Consider the following 14,593-nt stretch of genomic DNA (forward strand, 5'->3'; position numbering starts at 1 on the left):
CCTATTCCATTTTACACAATGGACTCTCATAGTGCCCCTTTAATCGTTCGATATTCAATTCTGCAGCGCCATTTATTTTCTTACTACGTATCTCTGCTATTTTGGCTTCATTTTCTTGCCTTATGCTATCCCTTATAGCGCGGCATCTGGATTCATGGGCGCAATATATACATGTGCGCCTTTGCTCACCGCTGAATAGATTATATTCTATAGTTTCCGTTTCAACTTCTAATTCTCTACAGTTCTCACAATATGGTTCAAATCTAGTAGTTATCATTCAAATAATCCCTCCTTCTCCGTTTTCTTATTCTCCTCGTTAGCTTGCGCAACCATTTCCCTTGCTTCCTCCTCTGAAAACCCCTCATACTCTATGAGATACCTGATTTTGCTATATAGTCCATCTCTTACGAGTTGATAAGCGCGGGTGCGATCCTGCTCAAAAGTAGAAAGTAAATCTTTAAAGTAGAATATATCCTCATCCGGCGTATTATCGTCCAATGCGTTCACATACCCGCTCGGCATCTGATAAAACACGTCACAGTATTTATCCAGTGCGTAGATGAGGTCTTTAATTGCCGATTTAAGAGCTGTCCTCATATCAGTTATGGTTTCTATCGTCTCGCTATCGTCCGATTCAATTTGTGTAGCGGTAACACGCCCTTCCTTACGATCCATTACAAATTGTCCTTGCGAGAACCCCGCCTTTGTAGATATCATGGAAAGTATGGAGTTCATATCCGCGACACGTTGTTCGGTTAGCAACGTTGCCACATGCTCATCTATGTTTCCTCCGTCCTCGGTTCCCTGTGCGAGTTCTTGCACAAATCGAGGGAGCTTGATAGGTTTGCCATTGGGGTTTTGCTTATCCCTCGGTCCCTTGATGAGTCTTTGAGACACAAACGTCATATGTCGGCTATCGTATACTTCATCAGTTTTACGGCTCCATGCTACGTCCAGTGCTTCCAATTCTTTAAGACAGTTGGAGAATATCGCCACACCCTCCGGAGAGGCATAATCAATTGTGTTATTGTACGGCATCTTGAAATATCCGAATAAAGGCTTTTCTACATTAGAGAGTGTCGTAATAGGCTGTATACATTTCCATTCGTCTACGCTGGTAAGCTGTACCTCATTCCCTAATGCTTCGCTTGACTGGCTTCTATATGCTCTGTTCTCAATGCTGTAGGCACGTACCGTCTCGCCCTCTTCCACCGCCACATCCTCGAAGTGATGATATTCGAGACGAGTGTAAAATGTATCTCCTTTTTGCAGCCGATCAATAAATATTGCTCCTAGAATATCTCCATTGGAGTTACGGTCTGTCACTGCAAAGTCCCCAGGCATCATGTAATCAATTGCACTGGCCGGATTATATGTACCGTTAGGCTTAAAGATAATACCCCCTACGCCGCAGGCATCCTCTACCTTATCCCGGATAGATTTATCAACCATAGCCTTTATGCATTTGTTGATGTAATCAGCCCTCTCGGAACCCGATACCGTAACCTTGATATCAAGACAGGTCTTTTTTGATGTGTAATAGCAGAGGAATTTTGCAAAATTGATCGTCTCAATGCCGCCCTCTTTATCCACCCATGCCGGAGTACCGTTAATCACATTGAGCCATCTACTCTGCGCTGCTTCCATCATGGCAGATGATACGATATCAACGTTAAATTGCTTCTCTGCTTCGCTTTTAAAAAGATTCATGAACCATGCCCTCACTCTGTTAAACAATCCCATACCGCACCGCCTATAATTTAATGCCGAAAGTGTTTTCTTTCAAAAACACCTTACCGTCAATAGCGTTAAAATACGGTTCCGTATCGCCGTATATTTTAAAATCAAAGTCTTTATGCATAATACCTTTGCCCCCATTCTCGATAGGGATGCATGCAACCACTTCATTCGTTTCCTTTTTGAATACGCACACTTTTACGCTCATGCCGTCTCCCTATAATATGTCTAACTCTGCAAATACCCTATATATCTTAGGAGATTGAAGAGCCAACCAGTCAACCATCTCTTCATTGACCGCCCACGCGTTACATTCGGCACTATTCTGTATAAGACCTGACTCGAACAAGAATGCGTGTATTATTTCATGACGTAGTATATTTCCTCTTTGGTATCTTTGAATCTCAATTGGTTCGACCTTCCAATCATCGTCCGTATTAAGATCCTCTATGACGATTTTCTTCGCAGAAAAGAAGCAATAACCACTCCTATTCTTCCCTTTCAACTCCGGCTGGTCGAAATCTTCTTCTGATATCTCGTATTTTGTGCCGAGAATGTTTACGGTAGTTTTCGCTATTGAACCATCTAACGGAACTTCTCTTCCTTTTTCATCGTATAATTTCAGCACTCCGTTTTCCATGTCACTTCCTCCCGACATTATTGCGGCTCCTTTAATCCATCGTGTATCTCCCAGCGCACTATCCACTGCATTACTAACCGTTTCCGCTATCCCCTTACTAATTCCTACCGGAATAAACATTTGTTCATCCGTGTCCCCCTGTGCTTTTTTACCTTTTTCGAATTTTCCCACTAACTCCCCCGGATTCTCCATAAACAATTCCAGTTCTTCCACGCTGGGCACATTCGTTTTTTCGTTTTCCATAAGCCAACCGATGTCGGATGAGTTTTGCAGCCACTGTTTATAGTTTTCCTTTCCTCGCTCGCTTAGCATTTCTAAATTAATCATTCTTCCTACCCATTTCTTATCGTTGTTATGTTTTCATTGAAACGTCCGAAAAAATCGGACAGTTGAATTTCTCTATTCCTCATCGTCATCGGGTTCCCATTCTTCTTCGTTATCCTCATCCGTATAATTATCATCGAATAACGTATCATTGCGGCGGGATTCCATGATATCGCGGTTAAGCCCATATATAAGAGCCATAACACAATCCTCGCCCAGCTTCGGGTACTCACTGCTGAACGTGCCGTCCGCAAGCTGTTCATGCTCCAGCGTGGTTAACTCTTTCTTAAGATTCGGACATCTATCCGGGTCTACAACAATCTTTGTGGTTTCCTGAAGCCATTCCCAGCAGTAATCACGGCCTTTGCCATTTCCCCACCGTTTCTTAGCGCCTATTACGTTAAATCCCCAATCCCTCATCTCGTTGATACTGTCCGGTCTTGCGGAATCGGCTATGATCTCCACATCCATAAATTTTTTTATCTTACGGGCAAAGGTGGAGTTTTTGCATCTCTTGGAAAACACCTCTCTTACGCAGTACAGTACATCGGCATCTGAATCATAGTATGACTGTATGAATGTTTGTGGATGCTCATATCCGAAGTCAAGGCCATAACTGAAATAGTCCATATTCTCTATTTCTTCATCCGTAATTGCCCTCACTTCTACATTTTCGAATATCGCGCCGCCGGTTCCGGTTACCAACCCAAGGTAGTTATTATCGTAATATCTCGGCTTGTGTTTTTTAAACTGCTCCGCTCTATCAAAGAAGCGTTGTCCCAACCATTTAACCGGAACGTTATAATAGTACGAATGGCATATGTATGTACCCTCTTTTTTTCTACACTTTTCCACGTATTCATTCATAAAGTTATTGGCTGACTTGGGAGGGTTAAACACCTTTACATCAATAGCCGGTGTGTCTGATCGTAGAAACGTGTCCTCGATGTTGTCCATCTGTTCCAGACCTGCCATCTCGTCACACTCTTCGTGGATCAGGAGTTTTACATATCCAAAAGAGAGGTTATATGACTTTAAGCTGATAGGCTTATCCGCGCCTACGAATATTACACACTGCCCTGTCCTCTTATACTTAGCCATCATAGGGGATGTGGTAAACTCCCACTCATCCAGCCTTTCATGCCGTATGATGGTTTTCATAAACTGGTTATATACAGAACCACGGAGGTCTGTTTTATATCGCCTGGTATATACTACATGCGCCTGCGGATCGTTATATATGGTTTCCTCTGCAACCGCCGCCCAAAAGTTAGATTTAATAGAGCCACGACCGCCTTTAGATATAATCTCCCTGATATTTTCTGTGCCGTCAAAGGCGGCATGTATCTTGCGGTATACTTCAACAAAATCTACCGTGATATCCGTAATGGGGATAGTATATCTTGCTTTCCCCTCTTTCCCCGCGTCTCGCTCTGCCAATCCCGTGATGCACTCAAAGGCTTTTGTATTACCTGTGGCAGCCGCCTTGATCTGTCCAGCTATCATGTAAGCTGTTGCATTCATATCCTCCGGGTCTATATCATCCACATTGATTCCTGACCGCTTAATAGCTACTTTTGCAGTGTCGGTAATCTTTTGATTGAGCATCATGGCTGTTAATTCTTCGAGTGTCTTTTTCTTTCTCCTCGCTTCCGCACTAGCCTTGCCGCCCTTTTTACCTATTTCCCGTGCTTTCTCCGAGGTTAAGGTAATCAAGTTATCTTTTCCCGCCATAGACTACACCTCTCCGCATATATCCTCTATTTGTGCATCCGGCATATTCCACCTTGTCCCTAATCTATCTAAAATACTATGGAAATCCTCCACCTCATGAGGCATTAGTTTATACTCTGCTTTAAGAGTGCGCTCATTTATTCCTATATGCCGTAATTCATGCCATAAAAGCGCCTTTACCTGATTATCACTCAGCATCATTATGTTAGGCTCGTACAGTGTGATAATAAAATCAAAAGGGATAAAGCTCTGATAGATGTCGTTTACCTTCCGACAATCCCCGTATATAATCCTGCCGTCCTTTACCTTCGCTTCGTATGATTTCACATAGCCGACCTTTATATCCAGTTCCTTTATGAACGCGAGCTCCTCAATAGAATCTATCACCTTACTGGCTATCTCTCCGTATTCTTTACATTCCTCGGCATCCTCAATACTAAGCCACTGTCTATGTTCGTCTACGAATGTCTGCGCTATCTGCTTCTTACTATCGTCATAAACTGAGAATAATTCGTTCATGGCTGAGCAGTAGCATCTATTCTGTTTGCAATTATCTTCATTTAAGCATCCACTGCATAATTCTGCTCTTGCCATAATCTACGCTCCAAACATTAAGAATCTATCCTTGAATAGTTCCTTTTGAATTTGCTTCTCAATATCATCTTTGTATACGCTTGTCATAACACCGCCGATATTGATAGTCATTGTCTCTCTCATTGCCGGCATTGCGGCTGATTGCATATTTTCGTTTGACAGTGGTGTTATGTACGCTTCTGCTTGCATCCGTTTATGACTGCAAGTGTCAACGTATGGACATTTACTACATTTCGTTGCTAATCTCGTTAAGCTTGGCACTCCATACCTCCCCAAAAATAAAAAAGGAGCCAAACAACCGCATTTCTACGATTATCTGACTCCTATTAGCCGCCACATACACTCGATTGCGTATGCCAATATTATCTTTTTCTTTTATCTATCTCATATATCTTTACTGAACCATCTGTACTGCGCTTTATCTCTACGCTCTTTCCCTTAAGTAATATCTGGCAAATGGTTTCCGTTTTGCTTTTAAGTTCTTCCCTCAAACTCGGGCGATTAATCATACAGCCTTCTTTCTGCTGATAACTTACAGCTATATTATACCATTGTTTGGCGCTTATTACAAGTGTTATGTTTACTCATATTTGATTTTATACTGTATCTACTTAGAATTATAAAACGCTAAAATTTGTTATGTAAACTACATCATTTTCAATGCGCCCTCCGGCTTCTCACACCTCTCAAATTCATATACCCATACCCACGGATTATGCGCCCATGTGTGTTCAGAATCTTTTTTCAGAGTGCTATTCCATAAGTCCACGAAAGCATCACGGGCGGTCAAATCAAATTCCAAAACATCATCAAACTTTCCGTTTCCGGTTTTATCGTGATAATCAATGCATCCCTCGGCTCTCGCTTGCTCCTCGGTGATATCCTGCAACCTCTCTACTCTTACATCTGTAACCTTAAGCCATATGCGGGCTGTTTCTTTTGTTAGCCAGTACGGGGAGATAAAAACTTCGTCGGTATAATCGTATTTCGCAAGCCTCTCCCATTCATGAGACGACACTGTGAAATCCATAGCCTTATCATCTGCCTTATAATGCACTCTGACATAGCATGTGCCCTTGTCGTTCACTCTATGTACGCTCTGCGTTTCCCGCACGTAGAGGATATCGCCCACTTTGTATCCGGGTTTTATGTATTGATTTGCGATTAACTCTCCCATGCTCCATCCAGAGCTATATCCAAAATCCTCCTCCTGAAGAGTAAAAGTTCCGTCCTCATCCTCAGTGACATATCTTGGTAGCTTTACCAGCCGCCGCGTAACCGTCTTATTATTTGGAGGCTCTCTCAGTATTGCCTTGACCATATCTCCGTTAAATAGTGCTGGTAATATTCTACTCAATCGCATAACCTCCTTTCGATTTGATATACTCACTAATGGCTCTTTCAACAACTTCGATTCTGTCTGCCCTTAAATACCCCATGCACTTATGCGCATCCTCGCCGAGATAATAAGCCAAAACGCCCCAAGAATCTCCATTTCTAAAAATCGTTGCTTTGTTTCCATTTATTTCAATTTTGTAAAGACCGTTAATCGAACCATCTATATTGCTTTTAAAATGTTCAAACACGGATACAACCGCAACGCTAACCTCATTACTCATCCACTCCACCGCCTTTCACAACGTCCGTACACCACATAATTTCCTTTACAGCGACATCCTGTGCTTCATCCGTGCTGCTCGGACCGCCAAGAGCCTTTATTTTTTCTTCTAATCGCTCCACAACCTTATCCACGTCATAGGCCGTGGGAACCGCAGATAAAAAATCAATAACTTTTTCTGCAAAATTATCTCTAATTGAATTCGCGCCGCTATTATCTGCGTCACTATCTCCCCATCCCCCGTTTCCGCAGGGGATTTTTAACATTTCACCTATGTCTCTGATTATCTCAATTACAGCCTTACGGCTGATTAAATCATCACTCATAAATTTTCCTCCTTTTCAATCCTCGCCCTATCCCGCGCTGCCGACCGATACATCATAAGCAACATTTCAGATACCGGTCTACTTCTATCTTTTTTTCGTAACGCTTGTTTAATTGATTTTAATTTGCGCCACTCTCCGAAGTAACTTATTTCGCCCGGTACATACACGCCGACGTTATAGGGGATTTCATCTTTGACACTCTCGAATACTTCTTCCGGCATAACGTAATAATTAAAATCTCCGAGAAAGTTATGCCCGTTTTTGGAGCGGAAGTCCGCTACCGATGATTTCACCTCATAGCAATAAAAATCTCCCCTTTCTATGCCGGACACTGTATTGTTCACAGGCTTGAATTGCATGAAATCAACTCTTACTGGATTACTTGTAGAATAATCAAATGTAACTTCCCGCGCCCAATAAATCCGAGGGTCATTATGTGGGTTTATATGTTTTTGGACGGAGAGGGATAATTGCTTTGTAATCTCCGGTCTATCACTCATGACCGCCCTCCATTTCTGCCAGCTTTGCTTCGGCTTCTTCGCGGGTAAGAAATACGGTTTTGCCGATATCCTCAATATCAAAGTCTATAGCATCCAACATCTCATCATCCCTACTGGCGATAGCTTCGAAGCTTATGCCGATGCAAATATGTACTGAATTAACTTCATACGACAATATTCCAAAATATTCTGAATCAGAATAAATAATATCCCCAACCTTACACGGTAACCGCATGAGTAAGCCGTTTTCCTCTGCTCTTTGATATTCCCGCAATTCTGCCAGTATTTTTGCGGTCTGACTGTTAAAGAAGTCATTAATCTCCGTTATTCGCTCCGGGGTAAGTCCAGTATCCTCGTAGTCCGCGACCGTCTCGGCAAGGCTTAATAAAATTTGTCGCGCCCATTCCTCATCCCTGTGTTCAACAACATCAACGATATTATATAATCCTTGTTCGTCATCGGGGTTTTTGAAGGCTATCTGTTCCCATTCATCGAGTCCCAAATCCAATCTTCTCGTTAATCTCTCCATTCTACACCTCCGAATCCTGCGGCATGAACCCGCGAAACACATCCAGTAGTTTTCTATCGTTTTCATAGCACTGTTTTGCTTGATTACAAGGGGTGTCGCACTTATAATAACTCTCTCTTTTGTCTGCCTCTTTGCAATGCTCACATGGTTTATTCATCCCGTCTACACCTCCAACAATTCCGGGTTATCAATTTTATTGCCAAGTCTTACAACCGTTGTTTTTCCGGTATCATTCGGGCACAATCCCCAGCTTATACCTTTTTGCCAAGCAGGATACATGAGCCATAATCCATCGACGCGACGCTTAACCGTTCCTCTTGCGCGAACTCCCTCGCTCCACGCTTCCACAATATCATTCTCCCAAATCAGCTTATCGTTCTTATCTTTCAATCCTGTGCACTGGCAGAGGGTTGCGGGATCTATTTTAATTGCATATAGGGCGGATGCGCTTTGAGGAACGATATAGTCCTTCTCATCCCCCGCACTGCCGTATCTTATATAACATCCCACCATCCATTGTCCATTATCCACTCTCTTTGCTTTGTATAAATATCTATCTTCCATTGCTTAATCCTACACCTCCGAATCTTGTGGCATTTGCAACACCACGTTATTGGCAATTAATCCAGGTACGCTTGTTTGCGCTGTATAATCGTAATGGTTCTCTGTCCATAGACTACCTGTGTAAGCATTTTGTATCATATCCAACACCTTGATAGCTTTTTCCTCCGTAGAATAATTTCCCATTTCTACCTGTGCAACCTCTTGTGACTGCATCTCATATACCGCACATACTCCAAAATCACAATCATTTTTATACGATATAGCCACTCCATGATAATTGCTAAAGTTGATTAATTGTTTCTTGCTCTGACTTCTTATTAACATTTTTCTTCCTCCCTAACCAAACTATTAATATCAACCGTTATTCCATCAAATTTGCCCGTCTGCATGTATGTGGCAGTGTCAAATACGCTTATACCGGACTTGCTTAATGCCACGGAGCAGTTATTGTCTATAAGCGTCCTGCGTAGTATTTCAAAAGCAAGTTGCAGGGATTGTTTCGTTTCCTCTGTCATGATTCAATCCTCCTTCGGCTCGTAAGGCTGCGGTAACGGCTGCCATGCGATAATTTTTAAATGCTTTGCTCTTCGCCACTTCCCATCTACAAACTCCACTTCTCCGACTGCTCTTGTTTGTAAAATTCTATTGTCGGTTCTTAAACTGTGTACTTCTTCGGTTACGGTATAGTTCCCGTTTCCTTCCGGCAGACGCTCACTGGCTGAAATCCAACCGTTGTTATATTCAGCAGCAACTTCTTTTACAACTTCAATAGCATCTTCTCTTTTCCACGCCCCTACCGGTGTAAAGCTGTCCAGCGAATACAATGTCCTCGCATCTTTATGTAATTTTTCAATTATCTTTTCAAATACTTCCTGCATACCTCATCCTCCTATCTCCACCGCCCACTGTTTAGATGTGGTAAGGTGGGTAAAAAATCAAATACATCCACTATATTCTGCAGGAGCATACATCCAATCAACATCTTTCCGACATGGATACATATTTTTAAATTTTGGAATATAATCAAACTGCTCCGGTTGGTCGTATTTAAATTCCTGCTGTTCCATAAATTTCTTGATATTTTTAGCCGTATCATCAATGATGTGCTCGTAAGTCATAAACTCTTTCACATATAACAATCCGCTCCCGATTCTGGCATAAAAAGCTTTCATTTCTCTATTGTCGCATTCTCTGATATAGCGATAGGCAATTACTTCACTCGCTTTAATCTTCGCGCCTATCATTACATTATGATTGTTTATATATGCTTCTGCGACTTCTTTAGCGGATTTATATTCTGTAAAAGTTTCAATGCCTAGGCGACTATTTAATGTGACACCATAGCATCCGCCCTTTACTTTAAGCCTATATCCTCGGTCATTATCACCGCAAATCCATGACTTTTCATCATATACCGTATATTTGATGACATCTCCACGAAGAACTTTATATACCGTTTGTCCTATACTGAGCAATATGGGAGGTTCTTTTATTTCTTCTGCGGGGTTTATGATGTCAAACATATTTATCTGTCCTATCATGGCATTACCTCCATGAACTCCCTTAGCCGCATCTGTGCCGTCTCAATCTGCAGTCTCTTCTTTGAATCTCCATAGTAGTCTGGGTCTTTCTCAAACCCTACATAATCAAATCCCTCGTTTTCGAACGCTATTAGGCTGCTCGCACTGCCGACATGAGTATCTAACAACTTCCATCCAGATTTTGCGCATTGTCTTACAATCCATTGATAAAGGTCTATCGGTTTCTGTGTGGGATGAATCCTATTTACATTTGATACATACTTTCTGTATATCTTGGAAGTACCTGGGAGATTTGTCCACGCATATTCACACATGCTAAAGGTAACTTCTTCTGAAATTTGCGGTTTATCCCATACAAAGAAACATTTAGTAGGTGGAAGATTAAAATAATTCCCCCCCCATATTACCTGATATCTGCTTACCCTAAACAATTCTTCAAAGTAACCATCGGAAGGTATTTCATCGTCCCATGAAACCTTCTTATAACTGCTATTTTTGTCTCCCTTTCTCCTTCCGATATTGTGATTAATACTTATTCCATATGGAGGGTCCACAATAGCCAAATCAAAATATTTATCAGGAAATTCCTTCATCCCGTCCATGCAATCCATGTTGTAATAACCAAAATTCATCATGGCAACACCCCCGGTATTTCAAACAGCGTCGTTTGTCCTGCTATTTGGTCTTTCTCATAGATGTAGGTATCAGACAACATTTCATTTACAGCTCTTTTATAGATTGCTTTTGATATTTCAAATCCGTAACTGCTCCGACCGAGCTCCTTACTCGCTCTAAGTGTAGAACCACTGCCGGCGCATGGATCGATAACCGTATCACCTTCATCCGTAAAGATTTCTATGAGCTGCCGTAAAAGAGAAACCGGCTTTTGATTCGGGTGTATTTTGGGGTAAACCTTCGGATCATCTTTTGTCCAATTAAACCAGTTAAAAATCATATGGCCGTCATTATTAAACTTCGGTAGTTTATCACGGTAAAGCACAAGACCGTATTCCGTGGCTCCTACAATTTTCATATTTGCTTTTAGTACTTGCGCGGAATAATTTTTGATAAACACAAGCGGTATGTGTTTTTTAAATCCATACTTTTCAGCGTATTTGATTACTATTTCCAACTGCTGAAATGAACAAAAGATTATCATGCAAGGGGCTTTCCCTACTTCTTTCGGCTCTTTCTTCAATAGCCGATTACAAAAGTGAAAATACTCCGCAATGTTGAAATTAAAATCCGTATTAAAGAATGCTTTTCCCGCCTTGTCACTCTCTCCTTTTTTGTTATCTCCATCTATGTACCATTCCAAGCTAGAAGCATAGGCATTTACACCTAAATTGTAAGGAATATCTGCAATTACTAACTGTGCTTTTGGTATTCCGTACCGCTTGTAGTTTTGGAAATTATCATTAAATAATTCTGTTTTCATATCTACCAAGAGAAGCGAACGTTCATTGTCCGGCCGGACTTCGTTTCCCTTTCTAAATTTTAGTGATTTATTTTTACTCCTAAAACAACCTTGAGATTCTGTTTGCCTTGTCTGTTTCCGCTTCGGATAATAACTGGCTCATTTGGCTCTCTTACGTCCATTTCTATTACCGGTTGCCAATCTTCGGTATTCTTGGCCGCTTTCATGGCATCCTCCAAGTATGTCGCATTAATTCCTATCGTTTTTATAGGAGCGTCTTTCTGCATTTTAGCCAATTCTTCATCTACCCTAAAATACTCGCCCTCCGGCTGAACGCACCCAACAATGAACTCCCCTAAACGTATCAAGAGTTTCTTGTCAACAAGTTCTAATTCCGCATGGCGCGCTCCTTTCACAATTACCGGAATCTTTGGAGATATGAAACATGAGAAAGATTCATCTGCTTCCATCAGTTTTCCGTATTCTATGGAAATTCGATAACCGTCAAGCGCCTCCGCTTTGATTTCCATTGATTTTGCATCAACAATCACATGTATATACTGCATCAGCTTATTGTTGGCATCTTCCCATCTTGTAAACTTCTTTGTATTATCAATGAGTCTTTTAAACTCCTTTGCATCTAATATTGCTTTCATAAATCATCCTCCTATAAACTCATAATATCCGGCGTGTCATACAGCGAATCCAATACATCCACGTACCGCTTACCGCCCTCTACCATTCTTTCTGGTGCTTTTCTTGGCTTGGCGTAAATCAGCTTGCTTTCATCAATTATCGGCTCCGACGGTCTCACATCATGCATAACGTTTTTCCGGCATCCTGCCTTGTTGAGATTTTTACATATGGTACTAATACAAAATCCCGTCTTCTCGCTGATTTCCGCAAGCGTCATGCCATCCTCGCGCATTTTTACTAAATCCGTGATGTGATCCATAGCAAACTTTTCGCGGGATAATCCGGTCTTACTAAGCATCGTCTGGACAGTTCCGGGCATATACCCCATCTTGTCCGCTATTTCTTTGATTGACATGCCGCTTTCATACATGGCCCGCATATCTTTTAATTTCTGCTCTGTTGATTTTCTCATCTTCATTTTTTGGAGTAAAAGCGCTTTTCTGGTCGACCAAACCTCATACTCCTTTTTTAGTTAAATCTCAGTTTAACAAAATTCACTTTTGAATTCTGATATAAAACCCTCAACCATTTCTTTCATATTGCTATATGTTTTAGAATTGCCTTTCGCTGGATCGTAGTTCATGGCAACCAATGCCCTTAATTCTCCAAATGCTTTTTCAGTCTGCGCAATTTGCAGATTATATGTGTGACCATAGGCCAAATTCTCCAAAATATCACCTCCCTTTTACTCAATCAAATTTTAATTTCAGAACTTCATCAATTTCGTTTCTGTGATATTTACGCTTCATAATTTATTTACTCCTTCTAAGAGAGAAATCTGCTCTTAAAAAGCTGTTTGCATCGGCAACAAATATTCCATCCCCTTTAGTTGGGTGATTATGAAATTCTTTTAGCTTAGTAATTGCATCTGCTCTATTTTCTGCGTTTATCGGTATCTCATATTCATAAATTTCACGTACAATACCTTCATACTCTTTCATCATATCTCCTTTAGAATTTTAATTTACCGACTTCTCATACACTGTAAGGGCGTATATCGCGTCCAGAAGCTCATCTTCATCCATGACGGTCAATTCTTCAAAGATTTCCTTTTCGCTTTCTTCGAGGTCGGGAAACACCCTTAAAACCTTCCCTTCGAGTGAATCGGCACAGTACGTATTATTTCTTTCCCATGTCTCTGTAAATTCCATACCCATAAATGTTAATGTTCTGGATAATATGCCGTCCTTGATTTCCATTTTATAACTTGCCATTATTAATCCTCCGATACTTCAAAGTGCTGTTTCAAATCTTCCTCGGTGACTTCAACCCATCCGAACTCTTCAGCTCCCCCGATACATTCAAGGTGTACTTCTCCACCAAGTAAATTATTATCGTCCTCGCGTATCCATGTGGAACCTATTGGCACGCAATAATATTCGCCAGTAGGAAAACACTGCTCATCATATTTTTCTAACTGAATTTCCTTTATGCATTTATATTCCATTCCTTCCCCTTTCCCGCCATATAGAATGGCTTGCGGCTATTTACCTTCTTGGCATAGTCCGATACGTCTCTCTCGATCTGGTAAAGCCTTCGGTTATTACCTGCTGTTTGTATATGATTGTTTTGAGCGTGTGAATTACTTTTATTCATCCGCCATCCTCCTATCGAATCTTTAAAAGCTGCTCTTCCAATGCCTTAAAATCATAATCATGCTGTTCGAATTGGTTAAAAGCATTTTCTTTTTTTGCTGGTGCCGTAGGCTTTTTATATTTCCCCGGAAGGTATTTCTCAAAATCCGCTTTCTTAAGCCAGTTATGAGACATCGTGATAAATTGCTCTTGAGTACCAAGGATTTTACAATGTTTCGAATAGTTTTTTGCGGCTATGATCAAATCATCCTCAGAAAATATACTGCTTGCCAGTGCGTATTCCTTTTCGGTTTCGAACCGATTATCAGGACGAGGATAACAAGAATAAAATTCCTCAAACTTCCTCGGAGGGGATATAGGGGTTATTATGTTTTTGTTTTGTTTATGTTTATCTTTATTAATAGGTACACTTTGTGGTTCACACTGTGGTACGGTTTGTGGGTCACTTTGTGGTACAAACTGTGGTACATTTTTTGTATCATTTTGTACCACAAGACTATTTACATGATAAGAAGCTGATTGATTACCTCCACGAGACTTCCATTTGATATAGCCATCCTGCTCTAAGCGGTTCCTTGCTCTTTTTATTGCCTGTGCATTTAATCCCGATTTCAGCATCAGGACTGATACGGCTACCGTAAACTCTTGCTGCCAACCCGTTTTATTTGCTATGGACATAAGCGCATGCCATAAAGCGATGGCGGGTGAGGGTAGCGGATTTAGTTCGAGCCTATCGTAAAATGCTTTTATTTCTGATAAGTAGTTCAAATGGTTATCA

General features: G+C 41.1%; 27 protein-coding genes. All 27 read right to left on the reverse strand.

What is annotated here, in order from left to right:
• Position 1: 1 nt before the first annotated feature.
• Positions 2-277, reverse strand: a complete 276-nt coding sequence (locus tag V6984_RS16740; protein WP_342756745.1) for a hypothetical protein — start codon at positions 275-277, stop codon at positions 2-4.
• Positions 274-1,743 (reverse strand): phage capsid protein, encoded by a 1,470-nt coding sequence (locus V6984_RS16745; RefSeq protein WP_342756746.1) that lies wholly within the window; start codon positions 1,741-1,743, stop codon positions 274-276. The genes V6984_RS16740 and V6984_RS16745 overlap by 4 nt, the downstream gene beginning before the upstream one ends.
• A 10-nt stretch (positions 1,744-1,753) precedes the next feature.
• Positions 1,754-1,945, reverse strand: a complete 192-nt coding sequence (locus V6984_RS16750) for a hypothetical protein (protein WP_342756747.1) — start codon at positions 1,943-1,945, stop codon at positions 1,754-1,756.
• Between the two features lie 9 nt (positions 1,946-1,954).
• The gene (locus tag V6984_RS16755; protein ID WP_342756748.1) at positions 1,955-2,704 is read right to left on the reverse strand and encodes a hypothetical protein; all 750 of its coding nucleotides are present in this window, start codon (positions 2,702-2,704) and stop codon (positions 1,955-1,957) included.
• A 72-nt stretch (positions 2,705-2,776) separates the two neighbouring features.
• A complete protein-coding gene (locus tag V6984_RS16760; protein ID WP_342756749.1) occupies positions 2,777-4,435 on the reverse strand; it encodes a phage terminase large subunit in 1,659 nt (552 codons plus the stop codon).
• 3 nt (positions 4,436-4,438) lie between these two features.
• Positions 4,439-5,029, reverse strand: a complete 591-nt coding sequence (locus tag V6984_RS16765; RefSeq protein ID WP_342756750.1) for a putative metallopeptidase — start codon at positions 5,027-5,029, stop codon at positions 4,439-4,441.
• 646 nt (positions 5,030-5,675) lie between these two features.
• Positions 5,676-6,386, reverse strand: coding sequence for a hypothetical protein (locus V6984_RS16770; RefSeq protein WP_342756751.1), 711 nt, complete (start codon positions 6,384-6,386; stop codon positions 5,676-5,678).
• Positions 6,379-6,648 (reverse strand): hypothetical protein, encoded by a 270-nt coding sequence (locus tag V6984_RS16775; RefSeq protein ID WP_342756752.1) that lies wholly within the window; start codon positions 6,646-6,648, stop codon positions 6,379-6,381. The genes V6984_RS16770 and V6984_RS16775 overlap by 8 nt, the downstream gene beginning before the upstream one ends.
• Positions 6,641-6,973: a hypothetical protein gene (locus tag V6984_RS16780; protein WP_342756753.1), complete on the reverse strand. Its 333-nt coding sequence runs from the start codon at positions 6,971-6,973 to the stop codon at positions 6,641-6,643. Before V6984_RS16780 ends, V6984_RS16775 begins: the two co-directional genes overlap by 8 nt.
• Entirely contained in the window at positions 6,970-7,473 is a 504-nt protein-coding gene (locus tag V6984_RS16785; protein ID WP_342756754.1) for a hypothetical protein, read from the reverse strand. The genes V6984_RS16780 and V6984_RS16785 overlap by 4 nt, the downstream gene beginning before the upstream one ends.
• Positions 7,466-8,002: a hypothetical protein gene (locus tag V6984_RS16790; protein ID WP_342756755.1), complete on the reverse strand. Its 537-nt coding sequence runs from the start codon at positions 8,000-8,002 to the stop codon at positions 7,466-7,468. Before V6984_RS16790 ends, V6984_RS16785 begins: the two co-directional genes overlap by 8 nt.
• 1 nt (position 8,003) lies before the next feature.
• Complete coding sequence (locus V6984_RS16795) at positions 8,004-8,159, reverse strand: hypothetical protein (protein ID WP_342756756.1); 156 nt, start codon at positions 8,157-8,159, stop codon at positions 8,004-8,006.
• Between the two features lie 5 nt (positions 8,160-8,164).
• A complete protein-coding gene (locus tag V6984_RS16800) occupies positions 8,165-8,566 on the reverse strand; it encodes a YopX family protein (RefSeq protein ID WP_342756757.1) in 402 nt (133 codons plus the stop codon).
• Between the two features lie 9 nt (positions 8,567-8,575).
• Positions 8,576-8,890 carry a hypothetical protein gene (locus V6984_RS16805; RefSeq protein WP_342756758.1) on the reverse strand — a complete coding sequence of 105 codons (315 nt, stop codon included), beginning with the start codon at positions 8,888-8,890 and terminating at the stop codon, positions 8,576-8,578.
• Positions 8,884-9,081 (reverse strand): hypothetical protein, encoded by a 198-nt coding sequence (locus V6984_RS16810; RefSeq protein WP_342756759.1) that lies wholly within the window; start codon positions 9,079-9,081, stop codon positions 8,884-8,886. The genes V6984_RS16805 and V6984_RS16810 overlap by 7 nt, the downstream gene beginning before the upstream one ends.
• 3 nt (positions 9,082-9,084) lie before the next feature.
• Complete coding sequence (locus tag V6984_RS16815) at positions 9,085-9,444, reverse strand: DUF551 domain-containing protein (RefSeq protein WP_342756760.1); 360 nt, start codon at positions 9,442-9,444, stop codon at positions 9,085-9,087.
• Between the two features lie 57 nt (positions 9,445-9,501).
• Positions 9,502-10,107, reverse strand: a complete 606-nt coding sequence (locus V6984_RS16820) for a hypothetical protein (RefSeq protein WP_342756761.1) — start codon at positions 10,105-10,107, stop codon at positions 9,502-9,504.
• On the reverse strand, positions 10,104-10,742 hold the full coding sequence (locus V6984_RS16825; RefSeq protein WP_342756762.1) for a DNA methyltransferase: 639 nt from the start codon (positions 10,740-10,742) through the stop codon (positions 10,104-10,106). Before V6984_RS16825 ends, V6984_RS16820 begins: the two co-directional genes overlap by 4 nt.
• On the reverse strand, positions 10,739-11,545 hold the full coding sequence (locus tag V6984_RS16830) for a site-specific DNA-methyltransferase (RefSeq protein ID WP_342756763.1): 807 nt from the start codon (positions 11,543-11,545) through the stop codon (positions 10,739-10,741). The genes V6984_RS16825 and V6984_RS16830 overlap by 4 nt, the downstream gene beginning before the upstream one ends.
• A 59-nt stretch (positions 11,546-11,604) precedes the next feature.
• A complete protein-coding gene (locus V6984_RS16835; RefSeq protein WP_342756764.1) occupies positions 11,605-12,180 on the reverse strand; it encodes a hypothetical protein in 576 nt (191 codons plus the stop codon).
• A gap of 11 nt (positions 12,181-12,191) precedes the next feature.
• Positions 12,192-12,632, reverse strand: coding sequence for a hypothetical protein (locus V6984_RS16840; RefSeq protein WP_342756765.1), 441 nt, complete (start codon positions 12,630-12,632; stop codon positions 12,192-12,194).
• A 72-nt stretch (positions 12,633-12,704) separates the two neighbouring features.
• On the reverse strand, positions 12,705-12,890 hold the full coding sequence (locus tag V6984_RS16845; protein WP_342756766.1) for a hypothetical protein: 186 nt from the start codon (positions 12,888-12,890) through the stop codon (positions 12,705-12,707).
• An 82-nt stretch (positions 12,891-12,972) separates the two neighbouring features.
• Positions 12,973-13,164 carry a hypothetical protein gene (locus tag V6984_RS16850; protein ID WP_342756767.1) on the reverse strand — a complete coding sequence of 64 codons (192 nt, stop codon included), beginning with the start codon at positions 13,162-13,164 and terminating at the stop codon, positions 12,973-12,975.
• Between the two features lie 15 nt (positions 13,165-13,179).
• Positions 13,180-13,434 carry a hypothetical protein gene (locus tag V6984_RS16855; RefSeq protein WP_342756768.1) on the reverse strand — a complete coding sequence of 85 codons (255 nt, stop codon included), beginning with the start codon at positions 13,432-13,434 and terminating at the stop codon, positions 13,180-13,182.
• 2 nt (positions 13,435-13,436) lie between these two features.
• Complete coding sequence (locus V6984_RS16860; RefSeq protein ID WP_342756769.1) at positions 13,437-13,667, reverse strand: hypothetical protein; 231 nt, start codon at positions 13,665-13,667, stop codon at positions 13,437-13,439.
• Positions 13,649-13,816: a hypothetical protein gene (locus tag V6984_RS16865; protein WP_342756770.1), complete on the reverse strand. Its 168-nt coding sequence runs from the start codon at positions 13,814-13,816 to the stop codon at positions 13,649-13,651. Before V6984_RS16865 ends, V6984_RS16860 begins: the two co-directional genes overlap by 19 nt.
• Positions 13,817-13,827: 11 nt before the next feature.
• Positions 13,828-14,583 carry a hypothetical protein gene (locus tag V6984_RS16870; RefSeq protein WP_342756771.1) on the reverse strand — a complete coding sequence of 252 codons (756 nt, stop codon included), beginning with the start codon at positions 14,581-14,583 and terminating at the stop codon, positions 13,828-13,830.
• Positions 14,584-14,593 lie beyond the last annotated feature (10 nt).

This window comes from Kineothrix sp. IPX-CK (assembly GCF_039134705.1).
Lineage (GTDB): Bacteria > Bacillota > Clostridia > Lachnospirales > Lachnospiraceae > Kineothrix > Kineothrix sedimenti.

Coding starts and splice junctions, on each gene's coding strand:
- V6984_RS16760 (WP_342756749.1), bottom strand. CDS start 4,435: ATGGCGGGAAAAGATAACTTGATTACCTTAACCTCGGAGAAAGCACGG.
- V6984_RS16825 (WP_342756762.1), bottom strand. CDS start 10,742: ATGATGAATTTTGGTTATTACAACATGGATTGCATGGACGGGATGAAG.
- V6984_RS16745 (WP_342756746.1), bottom strand. CDS start 1,743: ATGGGATTGTTTAACAGAGTGAGGGCATGGTTCATGAATCTTTTTAAA.
- V6984_RS16780 (WP_342756753.1), bottom strand. CDS start 6,973: ATGAGTGATGATTTAATCAGCCGTAAGGCTGTAATTGAGATAATCAGA.
- V6984_RS16855 (WP_342756768.1), bottom strand. CDS start 13,434: ATGGCAAGTTATAAAATGGAAATCAAGGACGGCATATTATCCAGAACA.
- V6984_RS16800 (WP_342756757.1), bottom strand. CDS start 8,566: ATGGAAGATAGATATTTATACAAAGCAAAGAGAGTGGATAATGGACAA.
- V6984_RS16865 (WP_342756770.1), bottom strand. CDS start 13,816: ATGAATAAAAGTAATTCACACGCTCAAAACAATCATATACAAACAGCA.
- V6984_RS16860 (WP_342756769.1), bottom strand. CDS start 13,667: ATGGAATATAAATGCATAAAGGAAATTCAGTTAGAAAAATATGATGAG.
- V6984_RS16795 (WP_342756756.1), bottom strand. CDS start 8,159: ATGAATAAACCATGTGAGCATTGCAAAGAGGCAGACAAAAGAGAGAGT.
- V6984_RS16805 (WP_342756758.1), bottom strand. CDS start 8,890: ATGTTAATAAGAAGTCAGAGCAAGAAACAATTAATCAACTTTAGCAAT.
- V6984_RS16785 (WP_342756754.1), bottom strand. CDS start 7,473: ATGAGTGATAGACCGGAGATTACAAAGCAATTATCCCTCTCCGTCCAA.
- V6984_RS16740 (WP_342756745.1), bottom strand. CDS start 277: ATGATAACTACTAGATTTGAACCATATTGTGAGAACTGTAGAGAATTA.
- V6984_RS16765 (WP_342756750.1), bottom strand. CDS start 5,029: ATGGCAAGAGCAGAATTATGCAGTGGATGCTTAAATGAAGATAATTGC.
- V6984_RS16840 (WP_342756765.1), bottom strand. CDS start 12,632: ATGAGAAAATCAACAGAGCAGAAATTAAAAGATATGCGGGCCATGTAT.
- V6984_RS16755 (WP_342756748.1), bottom strand. CDS start 2,704: ATGATTAATTTAGAAATGCTAAGCGAGCGAGGAAAGGAAAACTATAAA.
- V6984_RS16810 (WP_342756759.1), bottom strand. CDS start 9,081: ATGACAGAGGAAACGAAACAATCCCTGCAACTTGCTTTTGAAATACTA.
- V6984_RS16820 (WP_342756761.1), bottom strand. CDS start 10,107: ATGATAGGACAGATAAATATGTTTGACATCATAAACCCCGCAGAAGAA.
- V6984_RS16750 (WP_342756747.1), bottom strand. CDS start 1,945: ATGAGCGTAAAAGTGTGCGTATTCAAAAAGGAAACGAATGAAGTGGTT.
- V6984_RS16775 (WP_342756752.1), bottom strand. CDS start 6,648: ATGAGTAATGAGGTTAGCGTTGCGGTTGTATCCGTGTTTGAACATTTT.
- V6984_RS16830 (WP_342756763.1), bottom strand. CDS start 11,545: ATGAAAACAGAATTATTTAATGATAATTTCCAAAACTACAAGCGGTAC.
- V6984_RS16815 (WP_342756760.1), bottom strand. CDS start 9,444: ATGCAGGAAGTATTTGAAAAGATAATTGAAAAATTACATAAAGATGCG.
- V6984_RS16850 (WP_342756767.1), bottom strand. CDS start 13,164: ATGATGAAAGAGTATGAAGGTATTGTACGTGAAATTTATGAATATGAG.
- V6984_RS16835 (WP_342756764.1), bottom strand. CDS start 12,180: ATGAAAGCAATATTAGATGCAAAGGAGTTTAAAAGACTCATTGATAAT.
- V6984_RS16790 (WP_342756755.1), bottom strand. CDS start 8,002: ATGGAGAGATTAACGAGAAGATTGGATTTGGGACTCGATGAATGGGAA.